Origin of the sequence: Mycobacteroides salmoniphilum (assembly GCF_004924335.1) — a bacterium.
GTDB classification, from domain to species: Bacteria; Actinomycetota; Actinomycetes; order Mycobacteriales; family Mycobacteriaceae; genus Mycobacterium; species Mycobacterium salmoniphilum.
In genome coordinates this window covers 2,114,051-2,138,253 of record NZ_CP024633.1, presented here as the reverse complement: position 1 = coordinate 2,138,253, position 24,203 = coordinate 2,114,051, and the positions used below count along the sequence as shown (strand labels likewise).

Here is a 24,203-nt window from a genome sequence, read left to right as displayed (position 1 = left end):
CCTCCGACCTGGGTCAGAAGGGATTTTTGTTGTCGGGCTGACAGGATTTGAACCTGCGACCACTTGACCCCCAGTCAAGTGCGCTACCAAGCTGCGCCACAGCCCGCCGCCGCTATGAGCAGCAGACGGAAGCCTACCGTAGGTCTGGCCAGATCTTGAACTCGGATTCCGATCAGCGGTGCGGGGTTCCTGAAATCACTTGTGTCACAACAAAAACATCCGCAACATGCGGCGACCACTTGTCGGGGTGGCGTCCTATCATTCGAACATGAGTTCGATGGTGGATGTGGACGCAGGTCAGGTCCTTGCGGGGCTGGCCCATGCCGTCGACACGCTGGCGGAACTCGATGCCCAGACTCTGACGCAGGGCGATCGTCTCGCCGTTCTTCGCGGTGTCGAGGCCCTCGTGCGTCGGATCCCTAGCGCGACTCATCTGATCGTCAATGAGCTTGTGTCCGAGCATGTTCCGGGGCAGTTCGGTGGGGTCAACCTGGCTGAAATCCTTGCTGACACCTTGCGGATCACTCGTTCGGATGCGCGCCGGCGCATCCGGGATGCCGCGGAGCTGGCCCCCACCGCTTCTCTGAGTGGCGAACCGATCGAGCCCGTGCTTGCGGCGACTGCCGTGGCGCAACAGACCGGTGTCGCCGGACACGATCACATTGCGGTCATCCGGCAGTTCTGGGACCGACTCCCCCGCGCTGTTGATGCGGTAACCCGAGCGGCCGCCGAGAAGCAGCTTGCCGGGCTCGCGGGAACACTCCGGCCGGACCGAGCTACGCAAGGCCGCGGACAGGCTCCTGGCATATCTGGATCCCGACGGCAGCCTCACCGGCGATGCCGATCGTGCCCGACGACGAGGGTTCCGGATGGGACGTCAAGGTGCGGATCTCATGACGCCCGGAGCATTCGACCTGGACCCCGAATTGCGTTCCTATCTCGATGCGATCTTCGCAAAGTATGCGGCTCCCGGTGTATGCAACCCCGAGGGCGAAACACCTTGCCTAGATGGCGATCCCGATGTCGACATGGCAAAGCGCGATGTGCGCTCGCTCGCCCAACGGCAGCATGACGCGCTCAAGGCGGTGTGTCGGTCTGTGTTGTCATCGGGCGAGCTAGGCCGTCATCGCGGACTGCCGGTGACGGCGGTCGTCACCACAACACTGCGGGAGCTCGAAGCAGGGGCAGGCCACGGGGTAACCGGCGGAGGCTCACTGCTGCCCATCACCGATCTCATCCGGATGGCCAGTCATGCCCACCACTACCTGGCCGTCTTCGACGACGCCGGGCGCGCGCTGCATCTGGGGCGGGCAAAACGGATCGCCAGCGAGGACCAGCGAATCGTGTTGATCGCCAAGGATCGAGGCTGCACGTACCCGGGATGCGATCGGCCCGCGTATCACTGTCAGGTACACCACATGGACGAGTGGGCGCGCGGCGGTAAGACCGACGTGGACGCACTCGCGCTCGGCTGCGAGGGGCATCACAAGCTGCTGGGGGCCCCAGGACCATCACTGGCGGGCCACACGCGGCCCCGACGGCCGTACGTGGTGGATTCCGCCCGCGCATATTGATCCTGCGCGCGTCCCGCGCATCAATTGGTTCCACCACCCCGACGGCTACCTGAGGCAGTAGAACGACATCAGCCCCGCCGGGGGGTTAACCCGACGGGGCCGATGGGGCCAAGAGGCTTACATCACGCTGCCTACTTAAGCCGGCGTGATTACTCCGGGATGGTCAGAACCTGACCCGGCTGAATCAGATCGGGGTTGGCAACCCCGCTCGCGTCGGCAATCTTCTGGTACTGGTTGCCGTCACCGTAGAAGCGCTCCGCGATGGCCCAGAGGGTGTCACCCGACACGACGGTGTAGGTGCGGGGCTCCGGGGCAGGAGCAGGCTCCTCCACGGCTGCAGGAGCAACCTCAACGGACTCGGTTGCCGGTGCGACCGGGGTGTCGGTCTGCGTGCCCGAAGACCAGACGGAATCCGCGCCTGCGTAAAGCACCAGGTTGCGGTCGTCCTGCAGAACCAGCTTCACGTCGGAGCGGCCCTCGGTGTTGCTGCTCCACAGCGCGCCACCACCGTTGTCGTAGACGACGAAGTTGCCGTCGCCCTGTACCTCTGCGTGGCCAGCGGTGTGTCCGCTTGAGTCTGAGGCCCAAATGGGGCTGCCGCCATCGGTCAGAACCAGATTGCCGTCATCCTGCAGAGTCAGGGTGTACGCGCCGTTGTTCGAGGTGAGGCTCTGTCCCGAATCCAGCTTCTGACCCTGGGTGAGTGTGTCCGCCACTGTGTTGCGCCTTTCGTAGGTGGTTTTGCTACCGCCGCAGGATGGTAGACGGTCAAACCAGCCTAGGTCAGCAAACCGAAAAAGTGGGCGATTCCGATCGGGTAGATCTCAACACGAGTGCGAATATTCGGTGAACGGAGCCTGAGAGAGCAATGTGCACGAGATCTTTTAGCTTGTCCCCGTTGCTATCTCACCGGCAGTTAGCGTTTGGGTCCGCGTTTCTCGCGCATCCGAACATTCACCCTGATGGGAGTCCCTTCGAAGCCGAAGGTTTCGCGCAGTCTGCGCTCGAGGAACCGGCGATACCCGGCTTCGAGGAAACCGGTGGTAAATAGCACGAAGGTGGGTGGCCGTGACGTGGCCTGGGTGATGAACAACACGCGTGGCTGCTTCCCGCCGCGCACCGGAGGTGGCGTCGCGGCAACCACTTCCTTGATCCAGGTATTGAGCTGACCGGTGGAAATTCGCGAATCCCAGGAGCGCAGCGCAGACTCGATCGCGGGCACCAGTTTCTGGAGTGCCCGGCCGCTCTTGGCTGAAATGTTCACCCGTTGCGCCCAGCCGAGCTGCGAAAGCTGAAGGTCTACTTCACGTTCAAGGAGGTCGTGACGATCCTCGTCCACCAGATCCCACTTATTGAACGCGAGGACCAATGCGCGCCCGGATTCGACCACCATGGACAGCACTCGTTGGTCCTGTTCGGTGATGGGCTGGGATGCGTCCAAGAGCACGATCGCGACCTCGGCAGCCTCGATGGCCCCATGGGTGCGCAGCGAGGCGTAGTACTCATGGCCGGAGGCCTGTCCAACCTTGCGGCGCAAACCTGCCGTATCAACAAAACGCCAAGTCTTGCCGTCGAGTTCGATCAAAGTGTCCACCGGGTCGACCGTCGTCCCGGCAGTATCGTGGACCACCGACCGCTGGTCGCCTGACAGCTTGTTCAGCAGAGAGCTCTTGCCCACGTTGGGTTTTCCAACGAGAGCCACACGTCGCGGGCCACCCTCCCCCGATCCACGTGCGGACACCTGGGGCAGGTCGGCGACCACACGGTCGAGCAGATCCGCGACCCCGCGCCCATGCATGGCGCTGATAGGAAAGGGCTCTCCCAATCCCAGCGACCACAGTGTTGCCGCATCGGCCTCGGCCCGGTCGCTATCAACCTTGTTGGCAGCCAGGAAGACCGGCTTGCCTGAGCGGCGCAGTAACTTCGCCGCGTCTTCGTCTGTTGAGGTCGCGCCGACCGTGGCGTCCACGACCAGGATGATGAGATCGGCGGTCGCCATCGCGTGCCGCGCCTGCTCGGCGACAAGCTGTTGCAGGCCAGACGCATCGGCCTCCCACCCGCCGGTGTCTTGGACGGTGAATCGGCGATCCATCCATTCGGCGGGATACGAGACGCGGTCCCTGGTCACCCCGGGAATGTCTTGGACAACCGCTTCACGACGCCCGATGATCCGGTTCACCAATGTCGACTTGCCGACATTCGGACGACCGACCACTGCCACAACGGCAGGCGGGGCACTCGGTTCCTCGACTCCCCCATCTTCTTCGAATTCGTCGACTTCCCAATCGCTTTCATCGACCCATGTGCCGTCGGTCATCGAGATGCCCCTGCCTTTGTTCGCACCAGGTCCAGCAGGTGGGCCACGACCTGATCCTGTGTCATATCGCTGGTGTCGACCTGCACCGCGTCCTCGGCCGGCCGCAGTGGCGACACCGCTCGTGTCGAGTCCAAATGATCGCGGCGCTGCACGTCGGCGAGCACGCGCTCGTACTCGTCGACCCCGCCGCCGGAAACGTTCTGTGCATTCCGGCGCTGCGCCCGGGCCTGTGCCGATGCGGTGAGATAGATCTTCACGTCGGCATCCGGGAGCACGACGGTACCGATATCGCGGCCCTCTACCACCACCGCGCCGCCGCTGCCCTCGGCCAGCTCGCGCTGCTGTCGCACTAATCGCTCGCGCACTGCCGGCACCGCGGACACCGCAGAGACAGCGCCGGTCACCTCGGTTCCCCGGATGGGAGTTGAAACATCTTCTCCCGCAAGCAGTGCCGTCTGCGCATCGGGATCAGACCCCACCGACAAGGGGACCCGTTCGGTGGCAGCGGAGATGGCTGCGGGATCGGCGAGGTCGATACCGGCGCGCAGCACCCAGAGCGTCACGATCCGGTACATCGCCCCGGTGTCCAGATAGGCGGCGCCGAGCTGCCGAGCCAATTCCTTGGCCACCGACGATTTTCCGGTGCCGGATGGTCCGTCGATGGCCACCACGACGCGCGTCACAAGCCCACCGCCTTGTACAGCGAGCCAACCTCGTCGCGGCCTAGAGCACGCAGGCTCCCGGGACGTTGATTGCCCAGCACCACATCGCCGACCTTGGTACGCACCAACTCCAACACCGGATGACCCACGGCGTCGAGCATCCGGCGCACAATGCGATTGCGTCCCTCATGCAGGGTCAGCTGGATCATGGTCTGGCCATCCACGGTGCCGAGGAACTTGAAATCGTCGATCTTCGCCGGTCCGTCGGCGAGTTCCACGCCGTCGCGCAGCTGCCTGCCGAGGCCGCGCGGCACCGTGCCCGCCACCGTGGCGATATACGTCTTGGGCACCTCGTAGGACGGATGCATGAGCCGGTGAGTCAGCTCCCCGTCATTGGTGAGCAGGATCAGCCCGACGGTTTCGGCGTCGAGGCGCCCGACATTGCGCACGCCCTGATTGCTCCTCACCCGCTCCTCGATCAGCTTCCCGATGCAGGCGCGGCCACGGTCGTCCGACATGGTCGATAACATGCCGTAGGGCTTGTTGAGTGCCAGATACACCAGCTCGGAGTTCATGATCACGCGGGCGCCGTCGACGCGAACCACGTTGACCGCCGGATCGATTCGCCTGCCCTGCTCCGTGACGATCTGACCGTCCACTTCGACGCGACCCTCGTAAATCATCCGCTCGGCTACCCGGCGTGACGCAATTCCCGCTTGCGACAACACCTTCTGGAGTCGAATTCCCTCTTCATTCATCGTTCAGTCCTGATCAACAGTAAAGGCGGGTGCGGAGCCGACGGCCGGCGTCCGGTTGAGCCGCGCGAACCGCGGCTCGTCGCCGAGGTTTTCGGATAGGTCGTCGATCACGTCGATATCGGGAAGAAGCGGTGCGATATCGGGAAGATCTGTCAATGAGGTCAGCCCGAGCCGCTCCAGGAACAACTCGGTGGTGCGGAACATCACAGCGCCGGATTCGTCATCGGTGCCGGCTTCGGCGATCAACCCGCGCATGAGCAGTGTTCGCATGACGGCATCGACGTTCACGCCCCGGACGGCACTGACCCGGGATCTGGTCACCGGCTGTCGGTAGGCCACCACGGCAAGGGTCTCCAGCGCGGCACGGGTCAGCTTGGACCGTGCACCGTCAAGCAGCAGCTTCTCGACGTATGGCGCGTACTGGGCGCGCGTGTACATACGCCAGCCGTCGACGGTCTCACGAAGATCGATTCCGCTGGCGCGATCGGTCAGGATCTCGGAAATCCGTTGCAGCGCTTCGGCTACCCGGTCCAATGGCTGGGCAACGACCGCGGCCACCGCCGAGGCACTGATGGGAGTGTCCACCACCAGCAACAGGGCCTCGAGAGTGCTGATGAGTTCGTCATCGGCCATCGGGACGAATTCGTCCGCACCCGATTCGGCCTCGCCAGAGGCTTCCGAGTCGGATTCCGGGGCACTGATCTCGGTGTCGACGGGGGCGTCGAGATCGGTGGACTCCTGCGACCCCTCGACAGGGATCGTCTGCTCACTCATGCGTAGTCCACTGCCTTTTCTAGATCATCCTGCGCCGGGCGCTCACCGGTCCATGAAACTTGGAGCGGTCCAAGCGGTTCGGATTGCTCGAATAGTACCGCCTTGGAGCGGTAGAGCTCGAGGACGCCTAGGAAGCGGGCCACGATCTCGATGGGTGCCGCGCATTCGGCGACCAGCTCGGTAAACGTCATCCACTGTCCCGCGCCGCGTGCGGACAGCAGCTCGACCATCCGTTTGGCGTGTTCAGGCACCGAAACACGGGGAATGTGCAGATGGCTCAGGCCCACCGTTGGCACCGGCCGGGGAGTGAACGCACCGGCGGCGAGCTGGGCGAATTGATCCCCATCGAGCCCCAGGTGAACCGGCGGCAGCAGCTCGCTGAACCGCTCCTCCAACGCCACCGCGCGCGGGTACGAGCGCAGGGCGGCGGCCTCCAGTTCGGCGAACATCTCCGCCACATGCTTGAAGGCCCGGTACTGCAGCAGCCGCGCGAACAGCAGGTCACGGATTTCCAGGAGCGCCAAATCGTCGGAGTCGTCCACCTGGCCCGAGGGCAGCAATCGCGCTGCCTTGAGATCCAGCAGGGTCGCCGCCACCACCAAGAACGCGGTGACTTCGTCCAGGCTGTACGTATCGCCCAACGTCTTGGTATAGGCGATGAACTCGTCGGTCACCTGGTGCAAAGCGACCTCGGTGACGTCGAGCCGATGCTGCGAAATCAGTTGCAGCAGTAGGTCGAATGGACCCTCGAAGTTGGTGAGATGAATCCGGAAGCCGTGGGTATCGGCGGCCTTCGGTTCCGGTTCCGGAGCGGCGGAGTCGGGCACTACGGGCTCCGTGGAAGTCGCGACTGGATCAGACACAGTCCGCGCTTCCGGTACCTCGACCGTCACGATTCAAACCGGTCGATTACCTCGCGAGCCAACGAGACATACGCCTGGGCACCGGAGGATTTGGGCGCCCAGGTGGTGATGGGCTCCCCCGCCACGCTGGTTTCCGGGAAGCGGACGGTGCGGGTGATGACGGTGTGGAAGACCTGGTCGCCGAACACCTCGATGACCCGGGCCATCACCTCACGCGCGTGCAGAGTGCGGGCGTCGAACATGGTGATGACGATTCCGGACACCGACAGCTTCGGGTTGAGCCGGTCGCGCACCTTGGCCACGGTGTCGGTGAGCAACGCCAGCCCGCGCAGCGAGAAGAACGCACATTCCATCGGGATGACCACCCCCTCGGAGCAGGCCAACGCGTTCACCGTCAACAGACCCAGCGACGGCTGGCAGTCGATGAGCACGTAGTCGTAGCGGTCGAGCACCGGGTGCAGCGCGCGGGCCAGCGAGTGCTCCCGACCCACCTCGTTGACGAGCTGAATCTCGGCTGCGGAGAGGTCGATGTTGCTCGGTATCAGGTCCAGTCCCTCGACGCGGGTGCGCATGAGGACCTCGTCCACCGACACCCTGGGCTCCACCAGCAGGTTGTGCACTGTGGTCTCCAGCTCGTGGTGGGCGATTCCCAAACCGGCCGACAGGGCGCCCTGCGGGTCAAGGTCGACAAGCAGTACCCGTCGCCCGTAGCCGGCCAGCGCAGCGCCCAGATTGATGGTCGACGTGGTCTTACCCACCCCACCCTTCTGGTTGCACATCGCGATGACCTTGGCCGGCCCGTGGGTCGTCACCGGCTTCGGCTCGGGCGTGTCCTTGTGAGGACGACCGGTCAGATCAAGGTCGCCGTCTTCGACGGGGAACTCGGTGTCGACGTTCGGGTCCGTCACGTCACCTCCCGGTCGTCTGTTCGCCCCTCTGCGCGCAAGCTGGGGGTCCCACCCACTTGTGGGGGCCTCATCGAAGGCATTCGGGCAAGTCTAGTGGGGTTGCGGCTTCCGGTAGCGGCAACCCGCACATGGAGTCGGCACTACCGGGCGCGGGGATGCGCACCAGCCCATACTTCGCGTAGCGAACTGACGGTGACCAGCGTGTAGATCTGCGTCGTCGTCACCGAGGCGTGGCCGAGTAATTCCTGCACGACGCGAACATCGGCACCACCTTCCAGGAGGTGCGTTGCAAAGGAGTGCCGCAGTGTGTGCGGCGATACCGCCGCGCTGATTCTGGCGCGTTCGGCGGCATCCGCCAGTACCTGCCAGGCGCTTTGGCGCGACAACCGCCCACCCCTGGAGTTCAGGAACAGCGCGGGCACACCGCCGCGTCCTCGTCGGGCCAGATCAGGACGTCCGCGCACGAGATAGGCCTGGAGTGCTTCCACCGCGGGGCGCCCCACGGGCACCAGTCGCTGCTTGCCGCCCTTGCCCCAGAGCAAGGCCGAGCGCGCGTGGACATCGACATCGTCGACATCGAGCCCCACGGCCTCGGAAATGCGCGCCCCGGTCGAGTACAGCAGTTCCAGGAGCGCGCGGTTGCGGAGATCGAGCGGGCCGTCAGTGGCACCTCCGCCTGCGGCGGCCAATAGGGCCTCTACTTGGTCGATCGTCAGGCTCTTGGGCAGTCGCCGGTTGGGGGTCGGTGGTTTGACGGCGCGAGCGACATCGGTCGGGGCCAGCCCCTCGAGGGCGGCGAACCGGTGCAGTCCGCGCACGGCGATCAGCGCGCGGGCGGCCGAGGACGCGGACAGCTCAGGCACACCATTGTCGGGGTCGCCGCGGCGCAAGGTGACCACGAAATCGCTCACATCGGGTTCGGACACGTCGGCGAGGCGACCGATCTTGCGGTCGGCGAGATGCTGCTGATAGCGGCGCAGGTCGCGACGGTATGAGCTCAGGGTGTTGGCGGCGACGCCGCGTTCCACGTCGAGGTGATCCAGATAGGACTGGATCTCACCGTCTAGGAGCCGGACCGCCACGGTCACATTCCGGCCTTGCGTTTCGCAAAGGCTGTTGGCCGGTCCGGCCAGGGGGCGTCAGAGTCGCGGGTGTGGTGGCCGGCGAGGGCCACGTGTGCGGCCAGAATGCCCGCCGCGGCAATGGCGTTCACAATCTCGCCGGCGAGCACCATCGAGACCGCTTCGGGCAGCGGCAACCAATGCACCGTCATGTCGGCCTCTTCGTCATGGCTTTCGCCGCGGCCCGGATGCGAGAGCCCGGTGGCCAGAAACACCCTGACCACCTCGTCGGTGAAACCGGGCGAGGCAGCGGCGTCCACGAGTACCCGCCAGGTGGTTGCTTCGACGCCGGCCTCCTCCCGCAGCTCGCGTGCGGCGGCCAGTTGGGTGTCCTCCCCCGCGATGTCCAGCAGTCCGGCGGGCAGTTCCCAGAGCCGGTGTCCGAGCGGATGGCGGTACTGATGCACCAGTGCGACCTGTCCGACCTCGTCCACGGCGGCGACTGCCACCGCCCCGTAATGCTCGACTACCTCGCGAATCGCGCTGCCGCCGCCGGGCATCGCGACACGATCACGACGCAACGCCAGAATGCCGCCCATGTACATAGGCTCGGACTCCAGGGTGAGGAACTCATGGCGTTCTCCGTCCCCGGAAGCCCCGTTACTCACTGTCAGGGTCCAGTGGAAGGCGTTCGGCCGCTTTGTATTCCATCGCAGCACGGATGAATGCGACGAACAACGGGTGCGGACGGGTGGGGCGGCTCTTGAGCTCCGGGTGCGCCTGGGTAGCTACCGCGAAGGGGTGCACATCCCTCGGATACTCGACGAACTCCACCAGGTGTCCGTCGGGGGATGTCCCGGAGAACCGCAGACCGCTCTCGGCGATCTTGTCGCGGTAGGGGTTATTCACCTCGTACCGATGCCGGTGCCGTTCGGACACTTCGGTCGTTCCGTACGCCTCGGCAACAATGGAGTCGGCTTCCAGAACAGCAGGATAGGCGCCGAGACGCATCGTTCCGCCCAGATCTGCCTCACCGGCAACCGCCCGCACCTGATCGGCCATGGTGGCGATCACCGGGCTCGGAGTCTTCGGGTCGAATTCGGCAGAGTTGGCATCGGCGAGACCCGCCGAGCGTGCCGCCTCGATCACCATGCACTGCAATCCGAGACACAGGCCGAGCATCGGGATGCGCCGCTTACGTGCGTAGCCGATGGCGCCGAGCTTTCCTTCGATGCCCCGGATGCCGAAACCGCCTGGGATCAACACCCCGTCGACGTCACCGAGCGCGGACTGCGCACCGGCCTCGGTCTCACAGTCGTCCGAGGGCACCCACTTGATGTCGACCTTCGTGCGGTGCCGGAACCCACCGGCACGCAGCGCCTCGGTGACCGATAGATAGGCATCAGGCAGGTCGATGTACTTGCCCACCAAGGCGATTCGCACCGACTCGCTGGGCTCGTGCACGCGCTGCAGCAGATCGCCCCACTCTGTCCAATCGACATCGCGGAAGGGCAGGTTGAGCCGGCGCACCACGTACGCGTCGAGCTCCTCGCGATGCAGCACCTTCGGGATGTCGTAGATGGACGGGGCGTCCGGTGTGGAGATGACACCGTCGACATCCACGTCGCACATGAGCGCGATCTTGTTCTTGAGCGGCTCAGGCACCTCCCGATCGCAACGCAGGATCAGCGCATCGGGGGTGATGCCGATGCTGCGCAGCGCGGCGACCGAGTGTTGCGTCGGCTTGGTCTTGAGCTCACCGGACGGCCTCAGGTACGGCACCAGGGAGACGTGCAGGAAGAAGACGTTGTCGCGGCCGACGTCGTGCCGGATCTGGCGCGCCGCCTCCAGGAACGGCTGCGATTCGATATCGCCGACGGTGCCGCCGATCTCGGTGATGACCACGTCGGGCCGCTTGCCATTGGCATCGGGCTCGGCCATCGCGAGGATGCGGCTCTTGATCTCGTCGGTGATGTGCGGGATTACCTGCACGGTGTCGCCGAGGTACTCACCGCGTCGCTCTTTGGCGATCACGGACGAATAGACCTGCCCCGTCGTGACATTCGCCGAACCTGACAGGTCGCGATCCAGGAAGCGCTCGTAATGCCCGACGTCGAGATCGGTCTCGGCGCCATCCTCTGTCACGAAGACCTCGCCGTGCTGGAACGGATTCATGGTGCCCGGATCCACGTTGAGGTACGGATCGAGCTTCTGCATGGTCACGTGCAAACCGCGTGATGTGAGAAGTTGCCCGAGGCTGGAGGCGGTCAGTCCCTTGCCCAGCGAGGAGGCGACTCCGCCGCTGACGAAGAGGTGCCGAGTGGCGGATTGAGGATGCTTGCGTAGACCTGGCAAGAAGGCTCCCGTGACGACTGCGCAGGGCAATTCTGACTGGATCGGGGCCCTGCTGACCCACGGAACCTCACCCTAACAAACACGCCGACAACAGGCACCGAACACGCCGTGCGGTGTGGGCTAGATCCCTTTTTATGGCCCGCCTAGGGCACCGTGATGGAAGTAGCTCCAGGGCCAAGGCCGTATCGACCCGAGTGGCCATCGGACTGTTCGCGCAGCGCCAGGACGGTGGTGATGCGGCCCGAGGCCATCTCGACATCGTCGACGGTGCTCGCCGCCGAGGCCATGGAACCGTCGGCACGGGTCACCGCGATCGACGCGATGCCGTTGGCCGATCCGCTGCGTCCGACGAGCACGGTGCCCGAGCCGCGCCGATCCAGCGCGGCAGCGAATCGCGCGACGCTGGACCCCTTGTTCCCGGCGTCGTCGGGTAACGCTCCACCGGTCACGATCACCGCGAGATTTCCCGCGGACACCTGCCCGTCGGTGTAGGTGATGAATCCGCTCTGACGCAGCGCCGACAGTGCGATGTCGCGCTGCTCGTCGGTCACCGGCGGTGCCTGCTCTTCTGGTTTGTGCGGGGCAATCTGCAACACGATGCCCACGAGGTCACCCGCTTGCGATCCCTGGTCTACGGCATCGGTGCGCAGCTGCGTCCCCGCGGGCAGGATCGACGAGTTCACGATGGTGCGCAGCCGTTCACCCTGATTGGCGTCGGTGAACTGGTCGGTCAGCCCGACCCGGGCCGATACCGACCCGCCGGCGGTCGAGATCAGTTGAGCGATGCCGTCGACATCGGAGCGGTCCGCCTCCGGGGTGGTGAACAGCACCACCTTTCGATCACCCAGGGCATCCTTGACCATTCGGGGCGCCATGGTGGCATCGAAATTGCTTGCCGCGTTGAGCTTCTCACCCAGGGCATTCTTGTCCTGATTGAGGTCTTCGATCTGTCGTTGCTGGGTGCGCTTGTCGTCGCGCAGGCCCGAGAGGAGCGTGTCGTTGAGCAGGCCCGAGCCGAGTACGACACCCACTGCCAGTGCGAGGAAAACCGCAGCGAGGGATATTGCGTGCTGACGCAGAGTAATCATGAGTAGCTCAGCTGACTAGGTTCTGCACCCAGACCGTCATCCGGTTCCAATAGGCGAGCAGCCATTCGGCCGCGCTGTCGCCCGCACTGGTGACCCACAGCATCGTGATCACGGCCACCAACACCGCCAGGATCAACAAGGCGATGGCCCCACCGGAGAACCGGTTGCGATACAGCGTCGCAACGGCTTTGGAGTCGACGAGCTTGGCGCCGACCTTGAGCCGGGTCAGGAAGGTCGACGGATTGGACTGCTGGCGTTCGCGATCGAAGAACTCCTCGATGGACGCGGTGTGGCCCACCGTGACGATCAGTGATGCACCGTGGTGATCGGCCAGCAGCAGCGCCAGGTCCGCGGCCGAACCCGCCGCCGGGAAGGTCACGGCCCCGACTCCCAGGTCCTGGATGCGTTCGAGCCCGGCGGCGTGCCCGTCGGCGTCGGCGGGAAGAACAACCTGCGCACCGGATTTCAAGACATCGTTACTCATCAGCAGCGGGTCGCCCACCACGATGAGCGGCCGGTAGCCGGCCTTACGCAGGATATCGGCGCCGGTCCCGACTCCGATGAGAACCGGTTGATACTCCTTGATGAACGGCTTGAGGTTCTTCAGGTCATTGGCGGCACCGACGCCGTCGGACACGACGATGACATGGCGGTTGCGCAGGTCGATGTCGACGTCCGGGATACCGATCCCGTCAATCAACAGCGGACTCTCGCTGCGGATGAACTCGATGGTGTTGCCGGAGAACGCCTCCAGGTGGGCGACCAATCCGGTCTTGGCCTCGGTCATCAGGTCGTGCACGTCCGCATCGGTGCGCGGTGTCCCGGCGATGAGGCGGCGGTCACCGTTGTAGATGCCGCCATTGTGCACGCGAACCGTAGAGCCGTCCTTGACCTTTTTGAAGACCTCGGGTCCGATGCTGTCGATGAGGATGATGCCGTTGGCGACGAGCACCTCGGGCCCCAGATTCGGGTAGCGGCCGGAGATCGACGGCGAGACGTTGACCACAGCGCTGACGCGCGCGTCGACAAGAGCGTCTGCTGTGATGCGATCCAGATCGAGGATGTCGATCACGGCGATATCACCCGGGTTGAGGCGTTGCAGCAGCCGGTTGATGTCCCTGTCGGTCCGCACTGTTCCGACGATGCCAGGCCGGGAGCTGCTGCTTCGAGTGAGCATCGTGGTCAAGTTCATACAGCTGATGATCGCTCGCGGGGCTGCTCAGGCAGTGGAGGCGCGCCGTAACACCTGTCACATTAGTCACTCCAGCACCCCTGGTTTCACGGCCGAGGAAGTGCATATCACGCAGGTCACCCGGGGTTTGTGGGCCACAAGCGTGCCCCGCAAGCGGGAGGTACCCCCAGCTCGTGGAAGGGAGCTCAGCCTCGCTCGGAACGGGCGGCGTCGAGCAGCTCACGGGCGTGCGCCCGTCCGGTGTCGGAGTCGCCGAGCCCGGCCAGCATCCGGGCCAGTTCGGCGACCCGATCCTCGTCATCCAGACGGCGGACACCGCTGCCCTTACTGCCCACCCGGTCAACAGTGAGGTGAATATCGGCGAACGCCGCGACCTGGGGTAGGTGCGTCACGACGATCACCTGGTGGGTGTGCGCCAACTTGGCCAACCGCCGGCCGATCTGCACGGCGGCCCGGCCGCCCACACCCGCATCGACTTCGTCGAACACCATGGTGGTCCCCGCAGTCGAGGCGGCAAGCACCACCTCGAGGGCCAGCATCACGCGTGAGAGCTCACCTCCGGACGCGCTCTTGGCCAGCGGCAGCATCGGGTTGTCGCGATGCGCAGCGAATCCGAATTCGACGGCGTCGGCACCCGCCGATCCCGCGTGCACGGTCTGCCCGGACGGCAGCGTCAGGGGCGCCACATCATCGGTCCGGGCCGCGATGGGTTCCACGGCAATGGTGAACGCGGCTCGGTCCATCGCCAGGCCCGCCAGCTCGGCCGTGACGGCTTTACCCAGCGCCTTGGCGGCCTTGGTACGCGCCTTGGTCAGACCTGTTGCGGCGGTAGCTAGTTCGCCGGCAAGTCGATCCACGCGGACAGAGAGGGCATGGAGTGTTTCTTCGGAGGTGTCGACCTCGGCCAGTCTGCCGCGCGCCTCCTGCGCCCAGGCGATCACCCCATTGAGGTTGGCAGCATACTTGCGGGTCAGCGTGCGCAGCTGCCCCTGACGTGCCAGCTTCTCCTCGAGAGTGCTTGCATCGCTTGGCAATTCGTCCGTAAACGCGGTCAGCTCACGGGAGACGTCACCGACCACCGCGAGTGCCTCGGCCAATTGTGGTGCCAGGGCTCGCAGCGCGGCGTCATCGGTGGCTTCCAGCAGTACCTTGGCCTTCGCGATGCGATCGATCGCCGACTGGGAATCGTCGGCCTCACCATGGGAATCCGAGCCTGCCAGCGCACTGCGTGCGGAGGCCGCCGCATCGCGCAGCGCGTCGAGTTCGGATAGGCGATGGATATCGGCGGCGAGCTGGTCGTCCTCCCCTGGTTTCGGGTCGACGGCATCGATCTCGTTGAGCGCGAATCCGAGTCGATCGGCTTCCTGCGCCAGCTCACGCGCCCGATTGGTGCGGTCGATGAGGTCGCGCCGGGCGGTGAGCCATTCCTCGCGCAGCTTGCGGTAGGTGGTCAGGAGCGCCTCGATGCTGGCCGGGCCTTCCGAGGCGAATCTGTCCAATGCCGCGAGCTGCTGTTCGGGGCGCATCAGGCGCAGCTGGTCGTTCTGGCCGTGCACCGTGAGCAGACCCGCGGTGAAGCTGGCCAGCGATTTGGCGGGCACGGAGCGCCCGCCCAGGTACGCGCGCGAGCGGCCATCGGAGGTCACCGAGCGCGCGGCGATCACGCTGCCGTCGTCGTCCCGTTGTGCCCCCGAGGAATCCAATACCTCGGTGACGTCGGTGGGCTCGGCGCCGAGCGGATCAGTCGTGAGAAATCGGCCTTCGACCACGGCGCGGTCGGCGCCCGCCCGCACCCGGTTGGCGTCGGCGCGCGCCCCGCCGAGCAGATGCAGACCGGTGACCACCATGGTCTTACCTGCTCCGGTTTCGCCGGTCAGCACGGTCAGCCCGCTGTCGAACTCCGCGGTGGCGGCGGGGATGGCGCCAAGGGACTCGATGCGAATCTCGGTGAGCACGACTACCTTCCCCGCCAGCCCTTGACAGGCAAATGGAACTTACGCACGACCCGGTCCGCGAAGGGCTTGCTGTCCAAGCGCGCCCACAGCACCGGCTGATGGCCGCGCACCACCTCGACCCGCCCGCCCGGCGGAACCCGGATCTCGCGACGGCCGTCACAGAAGAGCAGCGCGTCATGCCCGTCGGCCTCGATCTCGACGGCCACGGTAGAGGCAGGGCTGGTCACCATCGGCCGCGCGAACAATGCGTGAGCGTTATTGGGCACCACGAGAATCGCGTCCAGGTCGGGCCAGACAACCGGTCCGCCCGCCGAGAATGCGTAGGCGGTGGATCCCGTCGGGGTCGAGACGAGAACGCCATCGCACCCGAATGCCGACACTGGACGCGCGTCCACCTCCAGTACCACGCCGAGCACGCCAAGTCGGGGGCCCTTTTCGATGCTCACCTCGTTGAGTGCCCAGCCGCGTTCGACCACCTCACCGCCGATACGGACCAGAACGTCCAGTGTCATCCGGGTCTCGACGCGATAGGTGCCCTCCACCACATGGGTGAGGACGGCGTCGATCGCCTCGGCCTCCACCTCGGCAAGAAAGCCGATGCGGCCCAGGTTGACTCCGAGTACGGGTGCGGTCGCGCTGCGTGCGAGGTCAGCCGCCCGGAGGAAGGTGCCGTCCCCGCCCAGTACCAACACCAACTCACAGCCGGTGGCGGCATCCTGATCGGCGTCGACAACCTCGACGCCCACACCGAGGGAGCGAAACTCGGTCGGGTCCAGGTGCACCGGTCCGCGATCGATGGCCTCCGCGGAGAGCACCCGCAGCGTGATGCCGTTCTCCCCCAGAGTTTTCGCGACACGGCGGGCGGTCTCGATGACCTCATCACGGCCCGTATGAGCGACAAGCAAGATCTTGCGTTCGGTCACCTGAGTCTGATGTGCTTCGCCCAAGCGGGTCATCACTGCGGCCCCTTCGTAATAGCTTCGGCAACGGCTGCCTCAATATCCAGGCCGGAATCTGTTTTCCGTAACCACAGGAAGTACTCGACATTTCCAGACGGCCCGGGTAGCGGGCTGGCCGTCACTCCCGCGGTGTGCCAACCCCGCGTCTGCGCGCGGCGGGCAACCGACACCACAGCATCGGCGCGCAACTGCGGATCACGCACCACCCCTCCCGTGCCGACAAGCTCCTTACCCACCTCGAACTGGGGTTTGACCATCGGCACGATATCGGCATCGGTTGTGGCACAGGCGATCAGCGCGTCGAGCACCAAAGCGAGCGAGATGAAGGAGAGGTCGGCCACGATCAGTTGTGCCGATCCGCCGATCAGTTCGGGTGTCAGGGTGCGCACATTGGTGCGATCGAGCACGGTGACTCGATCGTCGGACTGCAGGGACCAGGCCAATTGTCCGTACCCGACATCGGCGGCCACCACCTCGCGAGCGCCCGAACGCAGGAGTACCTCGGTGAAGCCGCCCGTCGATGCCCCCGCGTCCAGGCAGCGCTTGCCCTCGACGGAAAGCCCGTGTGGGCCAAAGGCCTCAAGTGCCCCGAGGAGTTTATGGGCGCCGCGTGAGACCCACTTGTCTCCGGGTTCCCCCTGCACCACAAGGGAGGCCGTCGCCGGCACGGCTGTCGCTGCTTTGGCGGCCGGTATGCCGTCAATACGCACCCGGCCCGCGTCGATCAGTTCAGCTGCCTGCTGACGCGAACGAGCGAGTCCTCGGCGCACCAACTCGGCGTCGACCCTGGCGTGCCGGGCCATGGCTATCCCTGCTCCGCGGATTCCAGTGCTCGGACCAACACGTCATGTGCCTGCTCCAGTACCTGGGCTTGGGTCTCGAGATCCAGCTCGGCCTCGGAATCGCCGAAGCCGGCGGGTGGGTCGAGCTGACCCAGCAGCGCCTGCACCTGGGACCTGACCTCATCGGGGTCAGATCCACCGGCCTGGCGGGCAACATCGTTCGGGGTGGTCATCGCGCTCAAGGCTAGTGGATCTCCCCGAAGTGGCAGGGGCGACGGCACACTATCCGGCAGAAAGCTGCTGCCAGGCCCGTTCTGCCACGTCATCGGTGGCCACAATGGGCCTGCTCGCCGGGGCAGGGCCCGTCGCCCACACCGCGGCTGCCAGAGCCTGGGCCAGCGACAGGGGCGACCCTGCGTCGCCGACGGCTCCGATCGACACCTGGTCGACATCCACGGTGACCTGCCACGACGGCTTCGGTTCGATACGCACCTCGGGCAGCGGCAGGTGCAATGCCGCCAGATCGGTCCCCAAGAACGTGGGTCGATGCGCGGCATCCGCCCAGATCGCGTCGATGGCGCTGTTCACGCCGGTGAGCACCATGAGACTGGGCAGGCCCGCGGCATTGCCACCCGAGATGTCGGTATCGAGCCGGTCCCCGACTACGAGAGGCCGCAAGAAGGTGCCGCGTGCCAACGCGTCCTCGATGAGTGCGCGCCCCGGCTTGCCGGCCACGACCGGATCGGCATCGGTGGCGGTACGCAGCGCGGCCACCATGGACCCGTTTCCGGGGAGCAGGCCCCGCTCGGTAGGCAGCGTGGCGTCCACATTGGCCGCCACCCAATAGGCGCCCGCCCGGATGGCGAGTGCGGCCTCGGCAAGGGTGGTCCAACAGGTGTCCGGTGAATGCCCCTGCACCACAGCGCGTGGAGCCTTGTCGAAGCTGCGCACCGGGGTGAGGCCGACGGCGGCCACCTCGGCGGCCAGTGCCTCGGTGCCGACCACGAGCACCGCGTCCTCGCGCTCAAGAGCTTCGGCCAACAGTCTCGCCGCACTCTGGGCGCTGGTGACAACGTCACCGGCGGTCGCCGCGAATCCCAGGGAGGTGAGGTGTTCGGCCACCTCGGGCGCGGACCTGCTCGCGTTGTTGGTGACGTACAGCTGCCGCGCGTCGCCGGCCGCCGCCAACGCCGCAATGGCGTTCGGGGTGGGCTCGGCACCCCGGAACACGGTGCCGTCGAGGTCCAGGAGCAGGCAGTCGTGGGCGCCGACGAGTGTGTCAGGCAAGTTCGGCTGCCCGATCCTCGGCGTCCGTGTGGCCTTCGACATCGGCGTTGGCGGCGTGCAGGAACCATTGCACCGCTTCGGGTTTGCGATCCAGAGCCAGGAGGATGTCGGCGTAGGCGTAGAACAGCCGCGCCGCGACCACACCGGCACGCTTCGGATCGGGTGCCGGCGTGGACAGCACCGCCAACGCCTGATCGAGCTGTCCCATATCGGCACGCGCTCCGGCGATCACGATGCGCAGTTCGTCGGCGGCATCGCCGGTGAGCGCCTTGGCCTCATCGCCGCGGGCGAGCTCGATGGCGCGCTCGGGGCGGCCAACTCCCCGTTCGCAATCGGCGATGAGCGCCAGCAGCGGCGACCGCGTGCCCATGCGCTTGGCCGCACGCAGCTCGGACAATGCCAGCGCCCAGTCCCCACAGTGATACGCGGCGATGCCGAGCGCTTCGCGGACACCGGCGATGCGGGCCGCGCGACTCTTGGCGGCCTTGGCATGCTCCAGCGCGGCCTCCGGGTCCTCGTCGAGCAGATTGCCCGCGACAACCAGATGCCGGGCCACCGTGTCCGCGGTGTTCTTGTCGAGGCTCAGCAATTCGGCGCGAACATCGTGGGCCAGCTGCTTGGCCTCGACCTCGTCGGGAATGGTCGGGCCGAAGTTTCGTGGGGCCTGGCGGTCATCGGTGCGTCGAGGCCGCGGTGCCTGATTTCGCTGAGGTCGATCGCCGCCGCGCTCGTCCGACCGGCGCGGACGCGCAGCGCCGCCACCACGGTCGTCGCGCCGCGCACCTGAATCCTGTGCGGGGCGACTCGGGCCGTGCTTTCTGGGCCCCTGCTGCCTGGGTCCTCGCTGGTCCACGGGCACCTCCTTTTGTCGATGAGTCCCCCACGCGTGGGAGGTGCCCCCAGCTTGCGCGAAGACCATGTATTACAGCGCGAGTATGCCGGTAACAGGGCCTTCGCCGGAAATTCGGTGGCGATCGAGGTGATCCGTTACGCAGACTGAACGCTATGAGCCATGTGCAGCTCGATGCCATCGGCTATCACCTCCCGGACGGCAGAGCACTTCTTCACGATGTCAGCCTCCGTGTCGGCGAAGGCAGCAAAACCGCGCTGATCGGCCCCAACGGGACCGGTAAGACGACGTTGTTGCGTGTCATCGCCGGCGACACAGATCCGCACGACGGATCTGTCACGCGGGGTGGGCAGCTCGGCGTGATGCGGCAGTTCATCGGTTCCGTTCGCGACAATTCGACGGTCCGCGATCTGCTGCTGTCGGTGGCGCCGGATCGCATCAGAGCAGCCGCCGGCCGTCTGGACGGCGCCGAGCTGGCGCTCATGGAGCATGACAGCGAACGTGACCAGCTCACCTACGCACAGGCGCTGGCCGACTGGGCCGATGTGGGCGGGTACGAGTTTGAGACCGAATGTGACGTGCACACCATGGCGGCGCTGGGAATTCCGTTTGAACTGGCTAGATTTCGCGGCGTCAACACACTTTCGGGCGGTCAGCAGAAGCGCCTGGTCCTCGAATCGCTGCTACGTGGACCCCACGAGGTGCTGCTGCTCGACGAGCCCGACAACTATCTGGATGTCCCGGCCAAACGATGGCTTGAGGAGAAGCTCGCGGAGTCGCCCAAGACAGTCCTATTCGTCAGCCACGATCGTGAGTTGATCAATCGCGTTGCCGGCCAGGTCGCCACGTTGGAACCCACCCGGTCCGGGTCCTCGCTGTGGGTGCACCCGGGGCCGTTCGCGACGTATCACCAGGCGCGAGCGGACCGGAACGCCAAACTCGCCGAGTTGCGCCGCCGCTGGGACGAACAGCGGGCGGCGCTGCGTGATCTGGTGTTGATGTACCGGCAGAAAGCGGCGTACAACTCCGATATGGCCAGCCGCCTACAGGCAGCCGAAACCCGGCTCCGTCGCTTCGACGAGGCGGGGCCACCCGAAGCTGTCCCGCTGCGGCAGAACGTTCGCATGCGTCTCACCGGTGGTCGCACCGCCAAGCGTGCCGTGATCGCAGAGAACCTTGAGTTAACCGGTCTCACAAAGCCATTCGATACCGAGTTGTGGTACGGGGATCGCGTCGCGGTGCTGGGCGGCAACGGCACCGGCAAGTCACATTTCCTGCGACTGCTGGCCAGCGGGGGCAGCGACCCGGAGCCGGACCAGTTGCCGGTGGGCGACATGATTCCCGAAGCGGTGCGCCACGACGGACGATTGCGGCTCGGCGCGAGGGTCCGTCCGGGTTGGTTCGCGCAGACACACCATCACGAGGGGCTGATGGATCGGACACTGCTGGACATCCTGCATCACGGGGACGAACGGCGCGCAGGACACGGACGTGAGCAGGCCTCACGGATCCTGGACCGTTACGGGCTGGCGCCGTCTGCCGAGCAGACCTTCGGCTCGCTATCCGGTGGACAGCAGGGCCGATTCCAGATCCTGCTGCTGGAGTTGATGGGGTCGACATTGCTGCTACTCGACGAGCCGACCGACAACCTGGACCTGCATTCGGCGGAGGCATTGGAAGACGCGCTGGCGGCCTTCGACGGTACGGTGATCGCGGTCACCCACGATCGATGGTTCGCACGGACCTTCACGCGCTACCTCGTCTTCGGCGAGGACGGCAAAGTGAAGGAATCCGTTGAACCCCAGTGGACATAGCCGACTCTGCGACTAGCGGACTCGCTGCACTCCGGCGATGTTGCGCTTTCCGCGACGAAGCACGAGCCACCCTCCGGTGAGGTAGTCACCGTCGCTTGGCGTCCAGTCCTCGGTGTTAACTCTGGTGTTGTTGACGTAGACACCGCCCTCCTTGAGGGTGCGGCGTGCGGCGCCCTTGCTTTCCGAAAGTCCGCTGCTCACCAGCAGATCGACAATGGTGTCGGGTTCGCCGTCCGCGAGCCGGGCGGGCTCTCCGTTGCCCGCTTCGGTCAGGGCCGCAGTGAGCGTGCCCTCGTCGAGCCGGTCCAGCTCGCCGCGACCGAACAGCGCACCGCTGGCGAGTTCGACTGATTGGGTGGCGCTTTCGCCGTGCACCAGGGTGGTGACCTCGACGGCCAATCGACGCTGAGCGGCACGCTCGTGTGCCCGTTCCGCTGTCGACGTCTCCAGCTCGCCGATTTCTTCGGCGGACAGGAAAGTGAACCAGCGCAGGTATCGCACCACGTCGGCATCGGCGGTGTTGATGAAGTACTGGTACCAGGCGTACGGACTCGTCATCTCGGGGTCGAGCCAGAGGTTGCCGCCACCGGTGGACTTACCGAACTTGGTGCCGTCGGCCGCGGTCACCAGCGGAACGGTTAAGGCGTGCACCGACGCGCCGTCTTGCTGACGAGCCAGCCGGACACCGGCGACGATATTGCCCCACTGATCAGAGCCGCCGATTTGCAGCGAGCAGCCGTACTTGCGGTGCAGCTGCACGTAATCGTTGGCCTGCAACAACATGTACGAGAACTCGGTGTAGGAGATGCCATCGCCCTCCAGGCGGCGGCGGATGGTCTCGCGGTCGAGCATGACATTGACGGAGAAGTGCTTGCCCAGATCGCGCAGGAATTCCAAGGCGGTGAGCTGGCCGGTCCAGTCGAGGTTGTTCGCGACGATGGCTCCGGTTGGCGTGTCGTTGAATTCGACGAACCGCTCCAGTTGCCCGCGAATCCGGTCGGCCCACTCGGCGACGAGGTCGGCCCCGTGCATGTTGCGTTCGGAGGTGTCGCGCGGATCTCCGATGAGGCCCGTGGCTCCCCCGGCCAGCACGATGGGCCGATGCCCCGCCCGCTGGAATCGGCTCAGTGTCAGCAGCGGCACCAGATGCCCGGCGTGCAGACTCGCGGCGGTGGGGTCAAAACCCCCATACACGCTGATCGGCCCCTGCGCGATATCGGCCGCGAGTGTGTCGAGATCGGTCGTCTGCGCGATGAGGCCGCGCCAGGCGAGCTCATCGAGGATGTCGGATGAGCCGCTTGCGCGAAGACCGTCAGTTGTAGAAACCACGGCAACGATCATCCCCTATCGGGTTCACCGTGCGGGATACCGCTCATCCCATCGTGGCCCCGTAGGTCCGAGAAGGTCGTCGGCGATGGTGACGATGACCTCGCGCAGTTCGAGCCGATCCAGCCAGTCCGGGGGTAGCGCCCGCATGCCCCACATCGCCCCGAGGATGTTTCCGGTGATGGACCCGGTGGAGTCGGAGTCGCCGGAATGGTTCACCGACAACCGGATTCCGTCCTTGAAGTCGCGCGCGCAAGCGGCCGCGCAGACACCGATGGCAAGCGCTTCCTCCCCGACCCATCCACCACCGAGCTGGGATGCGATCCGTTCCGGAGTGGGCCGTTCGTGCGCCGCAAGCTCGACACCTCGGCTGAGGGCTTCGTGTGTCTCCTGGTATCCGGAATGCGCGGTGAGCAGATCCAGTGCCCTCTGCACGGCCTCCGCCAGCGTTGCCCCGGCCGCCAATCGGTTGATGATCACCGCGAGTGCCCCGGCGCTGAGGTAACCGCTGGGATGTGAATGGGTGAGCGCCCCCAGATCCGCAGCCAGCTCGAAGGCCCCTGCCGAATCGCGCTCGGCAAGTCCCACCGGTGCGGCGCGCATCACTGCTCCGCACCCCTTGGAATTGTTCAACGGGTGTGTGCGCGAACCATGCTCGCGGGCAGGTGAACTGGTGAACTCGAGCGCCGTGAGGCAGGTGTTCCCAGGTGCACGCGCGAGTGCAGCTCGGAGACAGTAACCAGCCATCCATCGATGACATCTGCCGGCACCTGGCCGCCCTGGGTATGCAGCCAGCGCAGGTAGGCGCGATGCTCGATGTCGGCAGGGTCGCACGCGGGGGCACGGCGGGCGCGGATGAGCGCCTCGGCGGTGAACAGCGTCATTTGCGTGTCGTCGGTGATGAGCATCGGCTGCCCCGGTTCGGGTTCGGCAATGCCGTTCTGCCCGAACTGCAACCGGATCTGCTCAACGCTGTCGAACTCGACGAACCCGCCGAGGGCATCACCGAGTGCGCCACCGAGCAGCGATGCGCGTATTCGTTCGTCAGGCATACAGCTCAGTATCGGGTTGCGGCGCGCGGGGACTACGCCGGTATGCGGATATCTCCGGGTATCCCGGCAGCCAGAACCGCCAGGGACGATCAGCGGCCACACTGACACCCACTCGTGGCCCGGACTGCGCCTTCCGTGCGTGGCTCAACACGAGACGCACCGGACTGGACGCGGAGAAGACATCGACGCCGTTGTCCTCGGGGGTAATCCCGAGAGCGGCACCCAGGTTCCCGGGGCCGCGGGCCAAACCCGCGTCGTCGCGGGCGGTGGGACGCCGCTGCCAGCACGTCGGCACACCGTCCACGATCGCCCCCGCCCGCATCAGCACACCGCCGGCGATACCGGCCGGGCCGCAAACCACGTTGGCGCACAGGTGAATTCCATGGCTTCGATATACATATAGATGGCCGGCGGGCCCGAACATGACCCGATTGCGATTCGTAGGCCCCCGGAACGAGTGCGAGGCGGGATCGGGCCATGGACCGTCGGGCACGCCCCCGTATGCCTCTACTTCCACGATCACCGCGCTGACCCCGCGTGATTCGATGGTGGCGCCGAGGAGGCGCTGTGCGGCTTTGACCGGGTGGCTCGTCAGGATCTCGGCACTCACCCCTCGATTGTCCTTG

General features: G+C 65.7%; 20 protein-coding genes, 1 tRNA gene and 3 pseudogenes. 2 read left to right on the top strand and 22 right to left on the bottom strand.

Translation table 11 applies throughout. The annotated features are described in order from the left end of the window. Positions 1-32: 32 nt before the first annotated feature. Positions 33-106, bottom strand: a tRNA-Pro gene (locus DSM43276_RS10515). A 162-nt stretch (positions 107-268) separates the two neighbouring features. On the opposite strand from DSM43276_RS10515, the pseudogene DSM43276_RS10510 reads away from it, so the two are divergent. Continuing rightward, a pseudogene (locus DSM43276_RS10510) lies at positions 269-1,635 on the top strand (HNH endonuclease signature motif containing protein). Positions 1,636-1,723: 88 nt separating this feature from the next. Here DSM43276_RS10510 and DSM43276_RS10505 read toward each other — a convergent pair. From DSM43276_RS10505 to DSM43276_RS10420, 18 genes and pseudogenes are all read right to left on the bottom strand, one after another. After that, on the bottom strand, positions 1,724-2,290 hold the full coding sequence (locus DSM43276_RS10505; protein ID WP_078326154.1) for a LysM peptidoglycan-binding domain-containing protein: 567 nt from the start codon (positions 2,288-2,290) through the stop codon (positions 1,724-1,726). Between the two features lie 200 nt (positions 2,291-2,490). Then, positions 2,491-3,891, bottom strand: coding sequence for a ribosome biogenesis GTPase Der (der, locus tag DSM43276_RS10500; protein ID WP_078330701.1), 1,401 nt, complete (start codon positions 3,889-3,891; stop codon positions 2,491-2,493). Beyond that, on the bottom strand, positions 3,888-4,562 hold the full coding sequence (gene cmk, locus DSM43276_RS10495; protein WP_078330705.1) for a (d)CMP kinase: 675 nt from the start codon (positions 4,560-4,562) through the stop codon (positions 3,888-3,890). Before cmk ends, der begins: the two co-directional genes overlap by 4 nt. Positions 4,563-4,570: 8 nt before the next feature. Continuing rightward, a complete protein-coding gene (locus tag DSM43276_RS10490; RefSeq protein WP_078330700.1) occupies positions 4,571-5,311 on the bottom strand; it encodes a pseudouridine synthase in 741 nt (246 codons plus the stop codon). Positions 5,312-5,314: 3 nt separating this feature from the next. Beyond that, positions 5,315-6,085 carry an SMC-Scp complex subunit ScpB gene (gene scpB, locus DSM43276_RS10485; RefSeq protein ID WP_078330699.1) on the bottom strand — a complete coding sequence of 257 codons (771 nt, stop codon included), beginning with the start codon at positions 6,083-6,085 and terminating at the stop codon, positions 5,315-5,317. Further along, on the bottom strand, positions 6,082-6,912 hold the full coding sequence (locus DSM43276_RS10480; protein ID WP_169053053.1) for a segregation and condensation protein A: 831 nt from the start codon (positions 6,910-6,912) through the stop codon (positions 6,082-6,084). Before DSM43276_RS10480 ends, scpB begins: the two co-directional genes overlap by 4 nt. A gap of 62 nt (positions 6,913-6,974) precedes the next feature. Continuing rightward, positions 6,975-7,856 (bottom strand): ParA family protein, encoded by an 882-nt coding sequence (locus DSM43276_RS10475; protein ID WP_078330697.1) that lies wholly within the window; start codon positions 7,854-7,856, stop codon positions 6,975-6,977. 140 nt (positions 7,857-7,996) lie between these two features. Further along, positions 7,997-8,944: a site-specific tyrosine recombinase XerD gene (gene xerD / locus DSM43276_RS10470; protein WP_078330696.1), complete on the bottom strand. Its 948-nt coding sequence runs from the start codon at positions 8,942-8,944 to the stop codon at positions 7,997-7,999. Continuing rightward, positions 8,941-9,585: an NUDIX domain-containing protein gene (locus DSM43276_RS10465; RefSeq protein ID WP_078330695.1), complete on the bottom strand. Its 645-nt coding sequence runs from the start codon at positions 9,583-9,585 to the stop codon at positions 8,941-8,943. Before DSM43276_RS10465 ends, xerD begins: the two co-directional genes overlap by 4 nt. Positions 9,586-9,592: 7 nt before the next feature. Then, positions 9,593-11,272, bottom strand: a pseudogene (locus tag DSM43276_RS10460) (CTP synthase); the annotation flags it as partial. A gap of 143 nt (positions 11,273-11,415) precedes the next feature. Next, a complete protein-coding gene (locus DSM43276_RS10455; protein WP_078330693.1) occupies positions 11,416-12,360 on the bottom strand; it encodes a copper transporter in 945 nt (314 codons plus the stop codon). A 7-nt stretch (positions 12,361-12,367) separates the two neighbouring features. After that, positions 12,368-13,552 (bottom strand): putative cytokinetic ring protein SteA, encoded by a 1,185-nt coding sequence (steA, locus tag DSM43276_RS10450; RefSeq protein WP_078330692.1) that lies wholly within the window; start codon positions 13,550-13,552, stop codon positions 12,368-12,370. 185 nt (positions 13,553-13,737) lie between these two features. Further along, complete coding sequence (gene recN / locus DSM43276_RS10445) at positions 13,738-15,507, bottom strand: DNA repair protein RecN (protein WP_078330691.1); 1,770 nt, start codon at positions 15,505-15,507, stop codon at positions 13,738-13,740. Between the two features lie 2 nt (positions 15,508-15,509). Continuing rightward, the gene (locus DSM43276_RS10440) at positions 15,510-16,463 is read right to left on the bottom strand and encodes an NAD kinase (protein ID WP_169053052.1); all 954 of its coding nucleotides are present in this window, start codon (positions 16,461-16,463) and stop codon (positions 15,510-15,512) included. Continuing rightward, positions 16,463-17,269 (bottom strand): TlyA family RNA methyltransferase, encoded by an 807-nt coding sequence (locus DSM43276_RS10435; protein WP_078330690.1) that lies wholly within the window; start codon positions 17,267-17,269, stop codon positions 16,463-16,465. Before DSM43276_RS10435 ends, DSM43276_RS10440 begins: the two co-directional genes overlap by 1 nt. A 2-nt stretch (positions 17,270-17,271) precedes the next feature. Further along, the gene (locus DSM43276_RS10430; protein WP_078330689.1) at positions 17,272-17,481 is read right to left on the bottom strand and encodes a hypothetical protein; all 210 of its coding nucleotides are present in this window, start codon (positions 17,479-17,481) and stop codon (positions 17,272-17,274) included. Between the two features lie 49 nt (positions 17,482-17,530). Next, complete coding sequence (locus DSM43276_RS10425; RefSeq protein ID WP_078330703.1) at positions 17,531-18,535, bottom strand: HAD-IIA family hydrolase; 1,005 nt, start codon at positions 18,533-18,535, stop codon at positions 17,531-17,533. Continuing rightward, positions 18,528-19,175 carry a tetratricopeptide repeat protein gene (locus DSM43276_RS10420; protein WP_078326528.1) on the bottom strand — a complete coding sequence of 216 codons (648 nt, stop codon included), beginning with the start codon at positions 19,173-19,175 and terminating at the stop codon, positions 18,528-18,530. The genes DSM43276_RS10425 and DSM43276_RS10420 overlap by 8 nt, the downstream gene beginning before the upstream one ends. A gap of 365 nt (positions 19,176-19,540) precedes the next feature. Here DSM43276_RS10420 and DSM43276_RS10415 point away from each other — a divergent pair, with 365 nt between their 5' ends. Continuing rightward, positions 19,541-21,199 (top strand): ABC-F family ATP-binding cassette domain-containing protein, encoded by a 1,659-nt coding sequence (locus DSM43276_RS10415; RefSeq protein WP_078330688.1) that lies wholly within the window; start codon positions 19,541-19,543, stop codon positions 21,197-21,199. A gap of 12 nt (positions 21,200-21,211) precedes the next feature. Here DSM43276_RS10415 and tyrS read toward each other — a convergent pair whose 3' ends face one another. From tyrS to DSM43276_RS10400, 3 genes and pseudogenes are all read right to left on the bottom strand, one after another. Next, a complete protein-coding gene (gene tyrS, locus DSM43276_RS10410) occupies positions 21,212-22,540 on the bottom strand; it encodes a tyrosine--tRNA ligase (protein ID WP_078330687.1) in 1,329 nt (442 codons plus the stop codon). Positions 22,541-22,552: 12 nt separating this feature from the next. Beyond that, positions 22,553-23,577: pseudogene (locus tag DSM43276_RS10405) on the bottom strand (ADP-ribosylglycohydrolase family protein). Then, the gene (locus DSM43276_RS10400) at positions 23,570-24,187 is read right to left on the bottom strand and encodes a DNA-3-methyladenine glycosylase (RefSeq protein WP_078330686.1); all 618 of its coding nucleotides are present in this window, start codon (positions 24,185-24,187) and stop codon (positions 23,570-23,572) included. The pseudogene DSM43276_RS10405 and the gene DSM43276_RS10400 overlap by 8 nt, the downstream one beginning before the upstream one ends. Positions 24,188-24,203: the final 16 nt, after the last annotated feature.

Coding starts and splice junctions, on each gene's coding strand:
- tyrS (WP_078330687.1), bottom strand. CDS start 22,540: ATGATCGTTGCCGTGGTTTCTACAACTGACGGTCTTCGCGCAAGCGGC.
- DSM43276_RS10415 (WP_078330688.1), top strand. CDS start 19,541: ATGAGCCATGTGCAGCTCGATGCCATCGGCTATCACCTCCCGGACGGC.
- DSM43276_RS10435 (WP_078330690.1), bottom strand. CDS start 17,269: ATGGCCCGGCACGCCAGGGTCGACGCCGAGTTGGTGCGCCGAGGACTC.
- steA (WP_078330692.1), bottom strand. CDS start 13,552: ATGAACTTGACCACGATGCTCACTCGAAGCAGCAGCTCCCGGCCTGGC.
- DSM43276_RS10455 (WP_078330693.1), bottom strand. CDS start 12,360: ATGATTACTCTGCGTCAGCACGCAATATCCCTCGCTGCGGTTTTCCTC.
- DSM43276_RS10440 (WP_169053052.1), bottom strand. CDS start 16,463: ATGACCCGCTTGGGCGAAGCACATCAGACTCAGGTGACCGAACGCAAG.
- DSM43276_RS10490 (WP_078330700.1), bottom strand. CDS start 5,311: ATGAATGAAGAGGGAATTCGACTCCAGAAGGTGTTGTCGCAAGCGGGA.
- der (WP_078330701.1), bottom strand. CDS start 3,891: ATGACCGACGGCACATGGGTCGATGAAAGCGATTGGGAAGTCGACGAA.
- scpB (WP_078330699.1), bottom strand. CDS start 6,085: ATGAGTGAGCAGACGATCCCTGTCGAGGGGTCGCAGGAGTCCACCGAT.
- DSM43276_RS10430 (WP_078330689.1), bottom strand. CDS start 17,481: ATGACCACCCCGAACGATGTTGCCCGCCAGGCCGGTGGATCTGACCCC.